The organism is Haloarcula salinisoli, from assembly GCF_019599405.1.
Classification (GTDB): domain Archaea; phylum Halobacteriota; class Halobacteria; order Halobacteriales; family Haloarculaceae; genus Haloarcula; species Haloarcula salinisoli.
In genome coordinates, this window is the sequence record NZ_RKLQ01000001.1 from 852,379 (window position 1) to 868,113 (window position 15,735).

Consider the following 15,735-nt stretch of genomic DNA (forward strand, 5'->3'; position numbering starts at 1 on the left):
TTATTGTACTGAACTGTGTCGGCAGCAATTCAGGCATCAGGGTCATCAAGATTTAATGTGTCGTCAATTGTCGATTCTGTGTCGCTTTCCTCTGACTCTTCGTCACTGTCTAATGCTTTTTTTCCGAAAAAGTACCCCATGAGCGCAACGGTGGATCCACCGGCACCAAGAGCCCACGGCGATATTCCATCTTCGTCTCCGTTCGGCCCAGAACTATCCGTCCCTGCTGTGGTTGTCTTGGTGCTGCTACCAGGTGTGATAGTGGATGAGTCAGTCCTGTTACCTTGCTCGTTTGGTGATGGGTTCTGGTTGGAAAGCGTACTTACCTGAGTGTGGTACCCGAAAGACTGATCTTCGGTTCGTGAACCATCGCTTGACGCGTCTGTCCCAGCGTTGAGCGCATAGAGCATTCCGTCGTCACTCCCGACGAACATCACGCCGTCGACGACTGTCGGCGAAGACAGCATCCGCTCCTCACTCTCGGAGTGGAACGTCCACTCGTACTCCTCGCTGTCGAGGTTGACTGCATATATATCACCTAGCGACGTGCAGAAAAACACCGTTCCACCAGCGACGGTTGGTGAACCAAACACGTTCCCAGTGCCTGAAACCCACTGTTCCTTACCATTGTTCGTATCGAGACACGCGACGGCGCTCGGGCCCCGCGCGAGACCGATATAGAGCGAGTTCTCATATACCGTCGGTGTCGATTCAATCTTGGACTCTCTGCCGTGGGTCCACTCGATAGTCCCGTCTGTCCCGTCGACAGCGTAGACTGTACCGTCCTCCGCGGCGAAATACAGCGTTCCCTCGTGTTCGGTCGGTGTCCTCACAGCATCTGACGGCTCCGTCAAGACCCACTGCTCCTGGCCGTCGCTCGTCGATATCGCGTAGAGTTCACTGCCGCTCCCGATGAATATCTGTCCGTTGATGGCGATCGGTGACGTCTCTATCTGGGACCCCGTCTGGAACGCCCACTGTATCTCTCCCGACTCCGCGTCAATCGCGTACAACTTACCATCGTGCATCCCGACGTATATGGTTTGCTGGTACAAGAGGGGCGACGAATTTAGGCCGCCAAGTGTGTACCCGCCATCTATTGAGATAGACCAATCTTCTTCTCCGGTTGATCGATCCAGTGCGGCAAAGTACCCAAAGTTATTCACGGCGTAAACGCGGTTTTTGTCGATCGCGGGACTGGTAAGGATGCCACCGTTTGGTAGGCGTGCGTCCCATTGATTTCGGCCAGCAGATACGCTGACTGCATGAACTCGACTTCTGAGATTGCCAAAGAACACCGTCCCACCGGCGACTGTCGGTGACGACCGAATCCGCCCCGGTGTTTCGTATTTCCAGTGTAGCTCACCCTGTTCGGTTTCATTTAGCATATTCCGTACCCCTCCCCCGAGCGAACACAACCATGATTGTGGTATTTAACAACGCTGCAAATAAGTATTTTGCGTTTGATTAGATGTTATATTTTACAAGATAAATATATGAATGCAAATACATCTTGTGGTCGCTAAAAAAAGACAGGCACTCCGTATGGCTTAGATATCAGGTCTAACAACCGCCGAGGACACTTGGGTCGTTTATCGAACCAACAGTATCCCAACTGTCGCTACAGTGACCCTTCTCCCCCGCCTTCCCACCGATTCCTAGCCGATCGCCCGGAACAGCGGCGACGATACTGACCTTCGACTCGAAGGAGATACTGGTCGATCGCCCGAGCCGATGCTCACTACCGTCGATTTCGACCGACACCTTCGCATCTTCACGGACGTACTCCGCCGCGGGTGCATCCTGTGTCGTGCCGGCCGACGCAGTCACGGTGAACCGGGGATAGGTGCCCGCCAGAGTGAACTGCCAGACGTTGGTTCTGAGTTCGTGCCAGCCTGGCACGCCGGGCAGTAACATCCCGCTGGGCGTTCCCCCGGGTGCGACCTCCCACTGGGTCTCGGCGTACCCGGGGTCCAGTTCGCTGGCGTTGGACAGGGGGGCGTTGAGGTCGCTCTCCAGCCAGTCGTCGGCCCCGGCGACGGTGGTGGTGTTCTCAAGGTCATCGCCTGCCTGTTCGGCTCGCTGCTCGTGTATCCGGAGCGTGTTTTCGTTCAGTTCCGTTCGAAGTGCCCGCCCCAGTTGTCTCGTTTCCCATGCGGTCTGCCCATCCACCCGACCGTCACTCAGACCGGTCCCAGTGCCCCGAACCCCATCTTCGATACCGAACCGTATCGACGACGCCAGATGCTTCTGGAAGCTCCTATCGAGGTACGCGTACTGTAGCGCATCTGGTCGGTCGAACCTCTCCGATGTGTTCTCGGCAATCTCGGACAATGCCGCGTCGCTTCGGGCTAGCACGGCGACTTGCCGCTCGGTCGACCCGTACCTTGCAAGCTCGTTCGACAGTGCACGCGTGACGTTGCCGGCTTCGATGCCCGAAAACGGCTGGGCCGCTTCGGTCCCAGCGTGGGCGACAATCGCGTCTCGCTGGGCCGCCAGAGACGCGTTGAGATCGCTGACACTCCCGCCGTCCCAGTCTGGATCGCTGACGAGCGGGTCCGCAGCTTTGCCCGCAGAGAGCACCTCTGCTGCGACTCGCAGCTCCACTCCGGAGCGATACGGATGCCCCTCGTACGGAGACGCGTACGGCTGGCTACTGCTGTACGCCGCCGGGTAGTATCCAGCGGAGGGCGACTCGGTCGCTGGAACCGTGTTGATATCGAGCGTATCGAACGTCATGTAGTTCGGCGCCGCGTTTGGCGTGATGTACGTCCCTTCGAGCAGGTCCGGACCGACAGTTCTTCTGACAGCCGTTCCGACTCCCGGATGATACGTCGCTGTAGTGTCGACTGGTCCGCTGGTCAGCCACGGTTTCGCAGCCGTCGTCGCGCTGAAAAGCGAGGTGCCGCTGGGCCGTTCGACTCGCTCGTCTAGCCGACTCATCGCGGTCTCGTGCTTCCGGCTCGTTTCGTTTAACCGTCTCCGCAGTCGGTCCACGAAATACTTTCTCACCTCGGCACGAACTTTCTCCGGCGCGTTCTCGTAGTGTGGTCCGTCGACGACGCCGTACACCCAGCGTCTGTCGCCCAGCTGTCTCGAGAGGTTCCGTAACGGGCTCTCACCGTGCCCGTCGGTGAATGGGTCGGTGTTCGAAGCTGTGCCGGACAGCAGCTCTCTGCGGGTGACTGTCGTCGAGACGCTCCCCGTGTCATTCGTGAACTCGCGCAAATCAGCAGCGACCTGTCCGCGGAGTTGCTCTCTATCTTCCGGCGCAGCCTGTACTGTCGCGGAGTCGTCCGCGATAATTTCGACCAGATCTTGGGAACTAGTGACGGAGTTGCTATCTTGGGTCTGTGAGTAAATATACGACTCAAGTTCTGATTCCACCTCCCTGGGTGTCCTGAAGCTAGAGACGCCTGGAAGGAGTTCCACGACTGCTTTCTTCGGAATGTCGGAGCCGGCCTCGTTGTACTGGAGATTCGTGTCGGACCACGATGTAAGTGGAGCCGATTCGTAATCGTAGTCTATACCCTTCTGCTCGACCAATGTATTCGGTCCACTTTCTCCATGAACTGTCAGGTTGGCTCTGTACACGATCTGATGCAAGTTGTCGTTATCGTCGAGGAACCACCCTTGGAACTTGACTCTGATGAGATAGTAGTCGACTTTTGGTGTGTCGGCATCTGAATCCACCACTCGTTCGATATTTTCAACGTCTACGATCCTATATTCAAGAGACTGGAAATCAGCATTCGCGTTCCCAATGATTGCCTCTTTCTCAACATCATCATCGTAGCCGACCTCAACCTCGTACACCCGGTCGATAGCCCGATCTATGCCACCGTCCCGGGTGAGGTTCCCGTAGACCGTTTTCGCTTCCTCGTCGAGGCTCAGTGTGTGGTTCGTCCCAAGGTGGTCCTCTCGCCGGACGATGGACTCCCAATCAGGCTCGTCCCGCAACGCCTGCGCGTTCGTCCCGATATCCTCGTAGATGTAGTTCGACCCGCTTCGGAACCTGTCGTCGGTGATACTGTCCATGACTCGGTCGACGCTCGTGCTGGTCCCGTTGACCGTTTCATAGCCGCGGCGCTGGTCTTCGGCCAGTGCCCGGCCCCACCCGCGAGTCAATAGCTGTTCGCTGAATCTATCGTCGCTCCCGAACACCCGCCGCTGTGTGTGATAGATGCCCTCGTTGGCGAGCACTTCGAGATGACGGGGTGAGAGAATGCGGGCGTGTGGTTCCCCGAGTGACTGTGCCTGTGCACGTGTGTAGGCGAAAGGGTACGCGTACATCGCCGTGTAATCCCCGAGTCCCTCGGGGTTCGGCGCGGATTCCGCCCCGTCCCGGAAGTCCATATTCAACTGCCGCTCGTACTCCTGGGTTCGGTTGTGGAGGTCGAACAGCGGTGTCGCCACCGTCGTGTTGATCTCTCGGGTCCCTGTTTCCAGGACGTCCCCGTCGCGAGTCATCCGGATGGAGACGCCCTCGAGTGCCACCTTCACGTTGCCGTAGCCGACGGACTCGCTGGTGGCTTCACCGTAGGACATATTCCCGACGTACAGTGTGACTGAGTCGATGGCTGCTCGGGCGTCGCTGGGAGACTCGACCGGGTCCAGCGAGACGTTCGTCCGGGTCTCGCCTCTGATAGTCTGGTTGGTCTGGGGCAGCCGCTCGCTGGCTTCCATATATATCAACAGCTTCACGTACCGCTCGAACACCGCATCCGAGTCGGCCGATGACCGAGTTTCGCCGGGTGGGACGAGTACATCACCATACTGTGTACCCGCGGCCTCGAGCACTGGGGCTCTGCCAGCTTTGATCGTCGCCTCTCTGACAGCCGACGCGAGGGCAGTCTGGGTCGCATCTTCGGTCCGCTCCATAGCGAGCTGTGGGTCACGGTCGACGTTCCCGTCCTCCCGAGTGGCCAGAACAAACACAACCGATTGTGAGGTGACCAGCAACAGCAGTGCGATGAGCGAAAACGGGATTCGCGCCCGCGTATCCTCGAGGAAATCGTCTCTGGGCCCGGTCATTCGTCCCACACCCGTACGGTAATTTCGACCTCTGAGGCCTGGACGCCCGCTTCGACGTCGCTGGGGTCGTCGTACTCGTTTGCGAGTTCAGTCGCGATTCGGTCCCCCAGCGCGTCGACCAACCGGTCGTTGGCTTCGGCGCTGTTCGCGGTCGACCGATTGAGTGGGCCGCCGTTTGTCGTCCGGTCCCCGAGGTCGACGTCGTTCTCCAGGAACGTCTCGAAGCGCTTGTACCGGTAGACGGTCAGTTCCCGCTCCAGGCCGCGCTGTTCGAGGCTGAGGTTGCTCGCCCGTTCCGGGAAGTACCCGTCGACGATGGACCGTGCGATAGCGTCACCCCAGGCGTCGAAGTCCCTCGAGGCGTCCGGCTCGACGGGCTCCATTCCGCTCGGTACTGTGGTCGTCACGCTGTGTACCTCTTTGTTCGACGGAGGCGAATCGCCCGCCGACGCTGTCCCCAGGACAGAGGAATTTTCGTACGGTCGCCAGACTGCCGTCATGTTGAACTTCGACTCGGCCGGAAGCATTCGCACGTACACCGACTCGGCGAGTGCGTCCTCGTATGACTGTCCCGTCACGGTCAACTGTCCGGTGTTGTCCCACAGGCTCGGCTCGTCGAACCTCGCGTTGGTGACGGCGGCGTCTGCCAGTAGATCAGCCGGCGTCCCGTGGACGACTCGAGTGTAGGCTGTCTCACTACCCACGTTACCCGCTTCGAACTCCGGTTCCGTGCTGACGGGTTGAATAGAGTACTCCGTCGTCACTGTCGAGCTCAAAAGCGTCTCGGCCGTGTGGTCGGCCCGGGTTGATTCTCGATCCGAGTCCTGGGTCTGGCCGTAACTGACACCCATTGTGAGCAGACCGACAGCGATACCGAGTATCAGCAGGGCGAACACCGCATCGACAGCGGTACTGATAGCGCGTTCCCGTCGGGCTGGTCCCCCCAATTGGTCCTCTTCTTTCATACGTTAAGTTCATTCCCACCGTTCTGTCGCGGCCCGGGTTGGAGTTGCCAGACGACGACAGTCTCAGATTTATGCGTATATTTCCTTTATTTAGCAGTATTAAAATTTTCCTTTTATTTGGTTGGTATAAATCTGAAACCGACCGCGACCAACAGGACGGATAGTAGCGCCACCCCCGGCCCAAACCCGGGGCCGTCACCGTTCGTGGCGCGTTTGCTCTGTGATTTCGTCTGGCGAGCTGTCGAGGCCTGTGCTGTGGTCCTCGTCGGCGTCTCCGTCGCACCAGCGCTCACACCTGGTGGTTCCGAATCGGACTGGTTCGTTCCGGGCCGCTCTGGGAGTGACTCTCCGAGGAGCGCCTCGTAGCTCTCGGGAGACCGGAGCGGTGGGGTAGCGTTCGTCTCTGTGTACTGTACTGCCTGCGCACGAACCTCCGGGCCGGCCACAGCTTCGACCGCCGACGTGAAATCCTCGGAGCCGAAAGTTTCCGACGCCGACCATCGCCGCATCACATCGGCGAACGTCGCGTTACCACCGGTCGCATTACGGATGCGAATATCGAGCTCGGCCACGACGAGCGCGCCTTTTCGATAGTTTGCAGTTGTCCGCTGCCACGTCTGTGGGTCGTCGAGGACGACCGAACTGTACCTGCTGCCACTGGCGAGGAGCTGCCGAAACGCATCGGGGTCGGTGTTGCCACGCTGTAGCCCCACGAGGGCGCCATAATACTGGGCTGTCCCCTCGTCTAACCACCTCGTCGCCGGTGTCGTGGCCCGCCGCCGCTGCTGGGTGTGGACGTACTCGTGGACCCAGGGATTCCCTCTGCCGCTGGCCTCCATCGTCGCCGAGAGGCGTGCGTCGGCACCGACCGCCAGCCCGTCTGGGCTCCACATGGCTCCGGTAGTCGGCACAACAAACAGGGTAGATGGCCGTTCCTCATCGCGTAGCTCCAGTCTGCTAGCGTACGTAACGGCGGACATAATCGACGCGGGTCTCGTTATCGGTTGTGCGCTGTCCGGCAGGACCAGCCGCACCTGCCCGTCAGCGCCGGTCAGTACCTGGTGTGGTCCGAGATATGCGAACTCCTCGCCAGCGATACCGTCGGTCGCGTTGAAAGCGTATCGAAGCCCCGGATTGCTCCCCTCAAACGCCCACCGCGTTCGTGTCTCCGGCCGGAGAACCAGCGCCCACTCGTCAGTCCAGTCGACTGCTCCCAGGTGCCGGTCGTCCAGGTAGAACCCCTCACCGGCAGGATACCGTACTGTGACGTTGCCTATCGTTCCGTTCCCGGTCCACTCGTACGTCTGTCTACCGCGCTGGTTGAACTGATGCGTGTCTTCGACGGTGACGGCTGCTGTCTCGATACGAAAGACTAACTGTGTGACGTTAGCCGGTATCCGATAGGTAATCGTCGCTTCGACCATCGACGAATTCGACTCGACACGTTCTATCGTGACTTGTTCGACTACTTGCGTCGCGTTGGTAGATGGGTCCGTCGCTGTCGGTGCCTCGTCCTGGGAGTTCACGGGCACGGGACCACCGAGCGCCGAACCCGTAGGGAGCGCGGTGAGGACCAGTAGCAGTACGGCTACGCGGTATCCTGCTGTTTCGGTCACGCTTCCCAGGCGCTGACTCGAAGACGGCCCGTGGTGACGTTCCCGGGCGCGTATCGTATCGAGATTGGTCGTTCAGTCGTCGTGGCTCCATCTGGTGGACCCTCGACAGCCGAGTCGCGGTCCGCGGCGTATCTCGCTTCTTTTATCACTACCTTCCTCCCGTCGGAGGCCACCGTCTCTACCTGTACCACCATATTGAACCCGGCCGGAATCGATTCGTTCTCTATCGTCTTGTTGAGCGGCTTTGACGACACGTTGTAGGCTCCGTCGGTCTCCATGTCTTCCCAGACCCGTTCGAGCGTCTGGTCACCGACTTCACGGTCGGAGGAAGACGAGACCACGTCGACGACAGTACCCCCGTACATACTTAGTGCAACCGCCAATATGGCGACGGCTAACAGTGCTGCAAGCGGCTCTGTCTGGCCGCGAGTCTCCTCACGCGGCGACGAAGGTAACACTGACACCCCCCCAATTGACCTGTCTGACACGGAGTTTACCGTCGCCGCTGTGCCACTCTCCGTCGGAGTTAACCGCGGCATCGCGGGCCGTCTCCGCGTAGCTTTGCATCGCCGACGGGTTCGCAAACACCGATTCCGGGTCCTCACCATAGACGATATTTAACCCATCCTCTGGGTTCGGATGGGTCCGTACTGGTGTCATGGTCCCGAAAGCGATACTCGCCCATTCCGTGCCACCCTCGTTTCGCATTCCGATTCGTTTCACGTCGATTTTGACCTCGTCGGCGTCATGCTCGTACGTCGCCGATGCGTTGTACGAACTCCCGCTGACCTCGTCTACGGTATTTGCCGCCTCGGCTGCATCCGGTGGGGGTTGGCTCGGGAGCGAAAGTGCGATGCCCGCGAAGGCGACAGACGCGATTGCGACTCCAACCCACACATACCACGCGTCGACTGGCGCTTCAAAATCCATAGATATTTCCCCCGTTCTGGATGGATACAGTGGCCAGTGCCGTCTGTCGGTCCCGATACTCGACCCCTGTATGGCTTACAGAATCCCCGCCAGTAGAGTGATAGGCACGATGCAGACTGCGGACGCCTCGGTGAGTGTGGTTCCGGCTCCGTCGCCTACCAGGTCGACCCGATGGACCAGTGACAACGGTATCAAGATTCAACACGCGGTTCTCACGCTGACACCGATGACGAGACAGAGTTTGTCGGTCGGTAACCGGGCACCCATCGAGATTTCCTCGGTACCGCGGGAACCCGACCCGGTCCCGATATCCACAGTTACGCCTGTAGCGGGCGCCCGCTTCACTTGCGAAGCATCCCTCAAATCCTGGTCGGGGACACACTGTAGACAAGGATTCGCGATGGGACATAATTAATTCTACCGTCGTACGTATCATAAATTAGGCGATTTGGATGTATACGACCGGATCTCCGTTCGAATCGGGCTCTAGAGTCAAAACGACCTCTACCCCGTCTCCGGTACTATCTAGTTCGAACTGACTGTCACCATCTGTATCGACGATAGGCGCGGAGACGAACCGCTGGTGCGTGCCGCCGGACTCCAACTGGTATTCGATACGGCTGTTACCTTCGTTGACACGGGTAATCTCGAAGTGCGTCACGGCTTCGTACCCCAGCGATCCGTCCGGAAATGTGAGTGTCACGAACCGCTTGGGCCCCGCTTGTCCAGGTGGTGGCAATTCCTCGTCCTCCATGAGAGAAACAGCTGCTGAATCGAGAGCAGATACCTCAGTCTCCATCTCGTTCCGGCTGTTCTGCCCGTCGACGTGGTCGATACCGGCGAACAGCATCCCCGTAATTGCGACCGTGAGTACAACCGCGACAACGTATCTGACAGGCATCGTTTTGGACTACAATTTTTCCAGACGGCTAGACACGAGGATTTCCTGGTAATTATCGTCTCTCACTCTCACGCCTGGCACCGATTGACGTTTTCTTCCCGGAAGCACCGTCTGTCTGGGCCTGACACTACGTTCTCGCTTACCCACCTTTGCGACCGGCTCCAGGTTGTCACAACTGCGATAATGATGGCTGAATGCACTTTCGACGACGTTCCGGTACGGCCCGAGTGTGGTGGCTGACCGGGCCGGAAGAATGTCGGGCCCCCGGCTTACTGTAGAATCAATTCCCACCACTATTTTCACTTTATTCAGTAAATATTTGATAAATAAAGCCTGAAAAAACTTCCGTCTGAGAGATAAAGATGGTTTGACCCTCCCTGGAAACCAATGCTTTTATACGCAGAATGGGTTCATTACGCCTGATGAACGGCGGAACATATGCCTTTCTCGGCGATGAACGAGCTGTCGCGGGGTTGCCGATCAGGCTGCTTATCGCTGTAGTACTCGGGATCGCCAGCTTCGCATTAATGATGAACGCGCTAGGTGGTGTCAGCGCTGACCCCCAATCTGAGATACGCGTCGAAGTGACCAATGCGCAGACAATGGACGTTTCGGACAGTGACACCCTCGAACTCAGTGTCAGTGCTGGCGATGAAAACGATATCAGCGGGGCAACAGTTACCATCGAACCGGACACTGCGAAAGGTGATGTCGTCCAGAGGACGACTCAATCTGACGGTAGTGTCTCGATAACCGATTTTCAATCGACTGCGAACGTCAGTCTTCGAACAGACCAGAACCGGGGAACGTTTGATGTAGATGTCCGCCCACCGGGGAACAGTGATCTGAAAGACGAACAGGACGAATCCGAGATTGTAATCGTGACCGGCTGACCGCCGGCTATGGTTCCTCAGCCGGTGGTGAGACGGCAATCTCTTCGCAAGCCCGGGATAGAATCTTGGGAGGACGATACAGCCCCTGGAATCGCCCTCGAGTGGTCGCCGTACGACCAGTGTTCAGAGCTGGTCCACCCGGTGCTCAAACAGGACCTCGCCGGTCTCGGTACACCGGGTGGTGGCCACCCTGTACGATCGACAACACGACTCCACAGTATCTGTGTCCAGCTCAACGCCACCATCAGCAGTCGGACACGTTTCGAGAAAGAGGCGTAATGCGTTCAGTAACTGCCCTTTTTGTTCAGGAGGCAACTCACTCCATACAGGGATTTCATCTTCTATTATCTGCGCCGCAGCGATATCCGCAAGGAGCGCAGATTTCGACGGCCACTGGCCCACCCGCATGCCGTCTGCCTCGAGCACTTTCGCACCATCGTAATTCCTGATCACGTACCGGGCGCTATCATCGAGGCCGAACACGGTGACAGCGTCTCTCGCGGATATGGACGCTGAATCTGTGTTCCTCATCGCTGCTTGCCAGCGTTCCTGAAAGCCGTCGTCGAGGCAGAGATCGTCTTCCTGTTCACAGGGTAGCAAGATACCACTCTCTGCCAGAAGTTTGGCTGGTTCATCGTTTTCCGCCGCCAGTGAATCGGCAGTGTCCTGATTGGCTGTATCGTCCGTTTCACCGGCCTGCCCGCTTGCTTCGTCGGCAGCTGCACCGGGCGTCTCGTCTCCTCCCTCGCTATCAATTGCCCCAAGGCCACTTCGATCGGACATTGCCGGTTCTTTCCCGAACAGTTCGAGTATTTCGGGTGGGAGATACGTTTTTGTCAGCGTCGGCGTCCCGGGGACAAGATACCCGCGAGTATATATCAGGGCCGTAGATGTCACGAAGGTGAGCAAACCGTGTTTTCTTGAACGTCGTGCCGCTACCAAACTGATAGCTGAAGCGAGAATCAGATTGACTATTGTACAGGCCCAGCACCGATTTTCGCCGGTGTATTCCGGTTTAGATAGGTGGGCCGAGTACGGTATTTTCACACCGTCCTCTCCGGAATAATATTATATAAATGTTTTCTCATGATATAGCCGTGCCGTTCGGTGCCAACTGGATAGCATCGGCGAGATTGGGACAGTACCCGAGTTGGTACGGATATGGGACCTTCAGGGGTGCCGAGCCGTTCCTGGTTCACAGAGCCACTCGCAATCAGCGATCGGATAGGCACTCCCGGAGCGGCGCCAGCACATCGTCGACGACGGTGTAGGGGTCGGTCTCGCGTGCCAGGACGGCGTCGACGTGGACGTCTAGCCCGCCCTGTCGCTCGAGTTCGTCGGCGAGCAGGCCGTTGGCGTCCTCGCGTAGCAGCGTCCGAATCTCGGCGGCAAAGCGGTCCCGGGCCTGCTGTTCGCGGCCGCCGGTCCGGTCCAGATAGTCGCCGTGGTCGTCGAGTGCCCCGAGGAAGTCATCGACCCCCTCGCCCCGGTTCGCGACAGTCTCGACGATGGGTGGCTCCCAGTTGTCTCCCGCCGTCGTGTCCTCGTCCGCGGTCCCGGCGACCTCGGCCATCTCTGTTCCGGACGCGCCGTGGTGGCCCGCCGTCGAGCGACCCTGGAGCATCTCGCGCAGTTGCTGGACGGTCCGGTCGGCGCCGTCGAGGTCGGCCTTGTTGACGACGAATACGTCGCCGATTTCGAGGATACCCGCTTTCAGCATCTGCACGTCGTCGCCGCTGCCCGGCGGGACGAGTACCGCGACCGTATCCGCAGTGCGGACGATGTCGACCTCGTTTTGCCCGGCGCCGACCGTCTCGACGATGACGTAGTCCTTTCCGAAGGCGTCGAGCGCAGTGACGGCGTCGGTGGTCGCCGTGGAGAGCCCACCGAGCGTCCCCCGTGCCGACATCGAGCGGAAGAAGACGTCCATATCGCCGGCGTTGGAGGCCATCCGGATACGGTCGCCCAGTACCGCGCCACCGGAGTACGGCGAGGAGGGGTCGATGGCGATGACGCCGACGGTGTGGCCGTCTTCGCGGAGTCGGGCTGCGACCTTGTCCACGAGCGTCGACTTCCCTGCCCCGGGGCTGCCGGTGACGCCGATGACCTCGGCGTGGCCGGTGTGTTCGTGCAGCGCGGAGACGACCTCGCGGTAGCCCGGCGAGCGGTTCTCTATCTTCGTGATAACCCGTGCCAGCGCGCTGTGTTTGCCCGCGAGCAAATCGTCCACGAGGTCGCTCATCGTTCGGGGGCCTGCTCGCGGATGTACTGTATCATCTCCGCCATCGACGCGCCGGGGCCGAATATCTCGTCGACGCCCAGCTCTCGCAGCTCCGGCTGGTCGTCGTCGGGAACGATACCGCCCACGAGCACCAGCCGGTCGTCGAAGGCGTCGTACTCCCGGAGCCCGTCGAGAATCCTGGGGACCAGCGTCTTGTGGGCCCCCGAGAGGATGGAGATGCCGACGACGTCGACGTCCTCCTGGACGGCAGCCTGTACCACCTCGTCGGGCGACCGGTGGAGCCCGGAGTAGATGACCTCGAAGCCCGCGTCCCGGAGCGCACGGGCGATGACGTGGGCCCCGCGGTCGTGGCCGTCCAGGCCGACTTTCGCGACCAGACAGCGGATGGTCCGCTCGTCCTGCTCGTGCTCGACGCTCATGCCAAAAGCTACCACGTCGTCCGGTTTCACTCTTGCCCCGGTGGGGTCGGCGCTACGTGTCGGTCTCTCCGTCGGTGATGACGCCAATAAATCGCGGCTCGCCCTTCTGTTCGAACTCGCTGAACGAGACCGAGATTGGTATCTCCCTGCCGTCGCGGTGTTGCCCGGTCAGTTCGACCGCCTGCCAGTCCATCGTCCGCTCGCCGGTCCGCAGGTAGCGGTCGAGCGCCGCGTCGTGGGCCTCGCGGAACCGGTCCGGCATCAGTCTGGTCAGGGGCCCATCGACCAGCTCGGACGGCGAGTAGCCAAAGACTCGCTCGACAGCGGGGTTCGCGAACCTGACCGTACTCGTCGCGTCGATGATGACGATAGCGTCCGTGATGTTCTCCACGATGGCCGAGAGCTGTATCTTCGTCCGTTTGGCCGCCCGTCGGCTGCGCGCCTGGTCGACCACGTTGGACACCCGGTTGGCCAGCACGGCGTAGTGGTCGGGCCCGCTGTCCTTCTGGAGGTAGTCCGTGACACCCGCGCTGATGGCGTCGCTCGCGACCTCCTCGCTCCCCTTGCCCGTGTAGAGAACGAACGGGAGGTCGGGATACTGTTCCCGGACCCGTTCGAGGAACTCGATGCCGGTCGCGCCCGGCATATTGTGGTCGGAGATGACGCAGTCGACGGGGTTCCCCATGAGGTAGTCGAAGCCGGCCGTCGGGGAGGGCTCGACGTGCACCGAGAACCGGTCGTCGGTCCGTTCGAGGAACGTCGCGACTAGCTCGGCCAGTTCGCTGTCGTCGTCGACATGGAGTACCCGTATTTCGTCCTCGGTCACACTCTCTACCCGACCGTCCACGTGACAGACACTCCCCAGGGTCATAAGTTTGGGAGCCGATACCACGCGGTGGGAGCCGTCTGTCTGGCCGGTCGCCGTTCAGTGTCGGTCCCGAGGGGTTACATCCCCATGTCGCTGGCCGCCTCGGGCACGGGTAGGGCGTTCGGCGACGTGCCCAGCAATTCGGCGGCGTGGTCGAGCGCCATGTCGAACCCGTAGTAGCGTTCGAGCTCGTCCCCGTCGGCGGTCGGCCGGACCTTCAGCATCGCGTAGCCCTCGACGTTCTGGGCGATTGCGGCGGTGCCGTTGGCGCCTTCGAAGGTGAGTAGTCGCTCCGCCTCGGTCTCGGTGTACCGGGCCGTGATGCCGTCGGCCGTCGCTTCGGTCGCTGTCATTGCCGGGCGTTAGGACTGAACCGCTTGAAACCTGTCGGTCGGCGGTGGAAGACTTATGTTCCCGACTACTGTGGCTCCGATATCGTGACCGAACGCCTCGACGCAGTGCAGGCGGCCATCGCCCGGCGACTGGCCATCGACCGCCGGGCGCTCGCGGCGTTTCGCGTCGCCCTGGCGCTCGTCGTGCTCGTCGACCTCGCGCGACGCCTTCCGGACGTTCGGGCCTTCTACACCGACGCCGGCGTGCTCCCGCGGTCCGTACTCGCCACCCTGTATCCTGGCTATGGCGCCGTCTCGCTGCACGCCCTCTCCGGTGGGCTGGTCGTCCAGTTGGCCCTGTTCGCTCTCGCTGGTGTCGCCGCGCTGGCGCTGCTGGTCGGCTACCGGACGCGACTGGCAACCGTCGTCTCGCTCGTCTTGCTCGTCTCTCTTCAGCTCCGCAATCCGCTGGTCCTCAACAGCGGGGACGTGCTCCTTCGCCGCCTGCTGTTCTGGGCCGCGTTCCTCCCGCTGGGGAGCCGGTGGGCTGTCGATAGCGGTGAGCGCACCAACAGTTCCGGAGCCACCGACCGCGTCGTCGGCCTCGCAACCGCCGGGCTCCTCGCGCAGGTGGTCGTCGTCTATCTGACGAACGCGGTCGTGAAGTTCCGCGCCGACGTCTGGCTGCGGGGCGACGCGGTCAGATACGCCTTCCAGCTCGACCACTTCACCGTACTGCTGGGTGACGTTATCGCGGGCTGGACGCCCGCAGTACAGTTCGCGGCCTGGCTCTGGCTCGCCCTGCTGGTCTGCTCGCCACTGCTGGTCGTCCTGACCGGCCGCGCCAGGGCGGCGCTCGTGGGAGCCTTCGCTGCGATACACGCCGGGATGGTGGTGACAATGCAGCTTGGCGTCTTCCCGCTGGTGTCGCTTGCCGGACTGGTCCCGTTGCTCCCGGGGTGGGTCTGGGACCGCGTCGAGGCCCGGGTGCCTGTCACCAGACGGCTCCCGCGGCTCCCCCGGACCCCGCTCGCCAGACGGGTCCCGGCCCTGACCGCGCTCGCTCGAACGCTCGCCGCGCTCTGTCTCGTCGCGCTGGTCGTCGTCAATGCCGTCGGCCTGGGCGTGGTCGGCGCGCCGGCGGGGACACCGGACCAGGTCACGGAGCGCTCCTGGGATATGTTCGCACCGTCGCCGCCGCGTGCGACGTGGTGGGTCCTCGCGCCGGCGAACCTCACCTCGGGCGAGCGGGTCAACGCCATAACCGGCGAGCCCTTCGACGCGTCGCGGCCGCCGGAGGTCGCCGAGATGCACCGAAACGAGCGGTGGCGAAAGTTCTTCGCCGACGCGAAGCGGGAGCCCCAACTCCGTCAGTCGCTGGCCCGGCACCTCTGTACGCGCTGGAACCGGACCCACGACAGCGGGATGACGGACGTACAGCTGTGGCACATGTCCGAACGGACGGACCTCGACGGCCCGGAGTCTGTCGAGCGGGAGCGACTGGGCAGCTATCGCTGTGGAGCGACGTGAGTCGA

At 60.8% G+C, this 15,735-nt stretch carries 14 protein-coding genes; 2 read left to right on the forward strand and 12 right to left on the reverse strand.

The window, feature by feature from the left end; translation table 11 throughout:
* Positions 1 to 29: 29 nt before the first annotated feature.
* From EGD98_RS04440 to EGD98_RS04470, 7 genes are all read right to left on the reverse strand, one after another.
* Entirely contained in the window at positions 30 to 1,388 is a 1,359-nt protein-coding gene (locus EGD98_RS04440) for an outer membrane protein assembly factor BamB family protein (protein ID WP_220587145.1), read from the reverse strand.
* A 175-nt stretch (positions 1,389 to 1,563) separates the two neighbouring features.
* Positions 1,564 to 5,034: a DUF7286 family protein gene (locus tag EGD98_RS04445; protein ID WP_220587146.1), complete on the reverse strand. Its 3,471-nt coding sequence runs from the start codon at positions 5,032 to 5,034 to the stop codon at positions 1,564 to 1,566.
* Positions 5,031 to 5,999 carry a DUF7284 family protein gene (locus tag EGD98_RS04450; RefSeq protein WP_220587147.1) on the reverse strand — a complete coding sequence of 323 codons (969 nt, stop codon included), beginning with the start codon at positions 5,997 to 5,999 and terminating at the stop codon, positions 5,031 to 5,033. Before EGD98_RS04450 ends, EGD98_RS04445 begins: the two co-directional genes overlap by 4 nt.
* A gap of 113 nt (positions 6,000 to 6,112) precedes the next feature.
* A complete protein-coding gene (locus tag EGD98_RS04455) occupies positions 6,113 to 7,525 on the reverse strand; it encodes a M61 metallopeptidase family protein (RefSeq protein WP_220587148.1) in 1,413 nt (470 codons plus the stop codon).
* An 86-nt stretch (positions 7,526 to 7,611) separates the two neighbouring features.
* Positions 7,612 to 8,154, reverse strand: coding sequence for a DUF7285 family protein (locus tag EGD98_RS04460; protein ID WP_425433342.1), 543 nt, complete (start codon positions 8,152 to 8,154; stop codon positions 7,612 to 7,614).
* Complete coding sequence (locus EGD98_RS04465; protein WP_220587150.1) at positions 8,051 to 8,545, reverse strand: DUF7283 family protein; 495 nt, start codon at positions 8,543 to 8,545, stop codon at positions 8,051 to 8,053. Before EGD98_RS04465 ends, EGD98_RS04460 begins: the two co-directional genes overlap by 104 nt.
* 439 nt (positions 8,546 to 8,984) lie before the next feature.
* Complete coding sequence (locus EGD98_RS04470) at positions 8,985 to 9,446, reverse strand: DUF7311 family protein (RefSeq protein WP_220587151.1); 462 nt, start codon at positions 9,444 to 9,446, stop codon at positions 8,985 to 8,987.
* Between the two features lie 422 nt (positions 9,447 to 9,868).
* On the opposite strand from EGD98_RS04470, the gene EGD98_RS04475 reads away from it, so the two are divergent.
* Complete coding sequence (locus EGD98_RS04475; protein WP_220587152.1) at positions 9,869 to 10,339, forward strand: hypothetical protein; 471 nt, start codon at positions 9,869 to 9,871, stop codon at positions 10,337 to 10,339.
* A gap of 123 nt (positions 10,340 to 10,462) precedes the next feature.
* On the opposite strand, the gene EGD98_RS04480 is transcribed toward EGD98_RS04475, so the two are convergent.
* The 5 genes from EGD98_RS04480 to EGD98_RS04500 all read right to left on the reverse strand — a co-directional run bounded on the left by EGD98_RS04480 (position 10,463) and on the right by EGD98_RS04500 (position 14,221).
* Complete coding sequence (locus EGD98_RS04480) at positions 10,463 to 11,386, reverse strand: DUF8054 domain-containing protein (protein WP_220587153.1); 924 nt, start codon at positions 11,384 to 11,386, stop codon at positions 10,463 to 10,465.
* A gap of 166 nt (positions 11,387 to 11,552) precedes the next feature.
* Entirely contained in the window at positions 11,553 to 12,581 is a 1,029-nt protein-coding gene (gene meaB, locus EGD98_RS04485; protein WP_220587154.1) for a methylmalonyl Co-A mutase-associated GTPase MeaB, read from the reverse strand.
* Complete coding sequence (locus EGD98_RS04490; protein ID WP_220587155.1) at positions 12,578 to 13,000, reverse strand: cobalamin B12-binding domain-containing protein; 423 nt, start codon at positions 12,998 to 13,000, stop codon at positions 12,578 to 12,580. Before EGD98_RS04490 ends, meaB begins: the two co-directional genes overlap by 4 nt.
* Before the next feature lie 52 nt (positions 13,001 to 13,052).
* Positions 13,053 to 13,826, reverse strand: coding sequence for a PAS domain S-box protein (locus tag EGD98_RS04495; protein WP_220587156.1), 774 nt, complete (start codon positions 13,824 to 13,826; stop codon positions 13,053 to 13,055).
* Positions 13,827 to 13,945: 119 nt separating this feature from the next.
* Positions 13,946 to 14,221, reverse strand: a complete 276-nt coding sequence (locus EGD98_RS04500) for a DUF7111 family protein (RefSeq protein ID WP_220587157.1) — start codon at positions 14,219 to 14,221, stop codon at positions 13,946 to 13,948.
* Between the two features lie 84 nt (positions 14,222 to 14,305).
* On the opposite strand from EGD98_RS04500, the gene EGD98_RS04505 reads away from it, so the two are divergent.
* Positions 14,306 to 15,730 carry an HTTM domain-containing protein gene (locus tag EGD98_RS04505; protein ID WP_328762011.1) on the forward strand — a complete coding sequence of 475 codons (1,425 nt, stop codon included), beginning with the start codon at positions 14,306 to 14,308 and terminating at the stop codon, positions 15,728 to 15,730.
* The last annotated feature ends 5 nt before the right edge of the window (positions 15,731 to 15,735 follow it).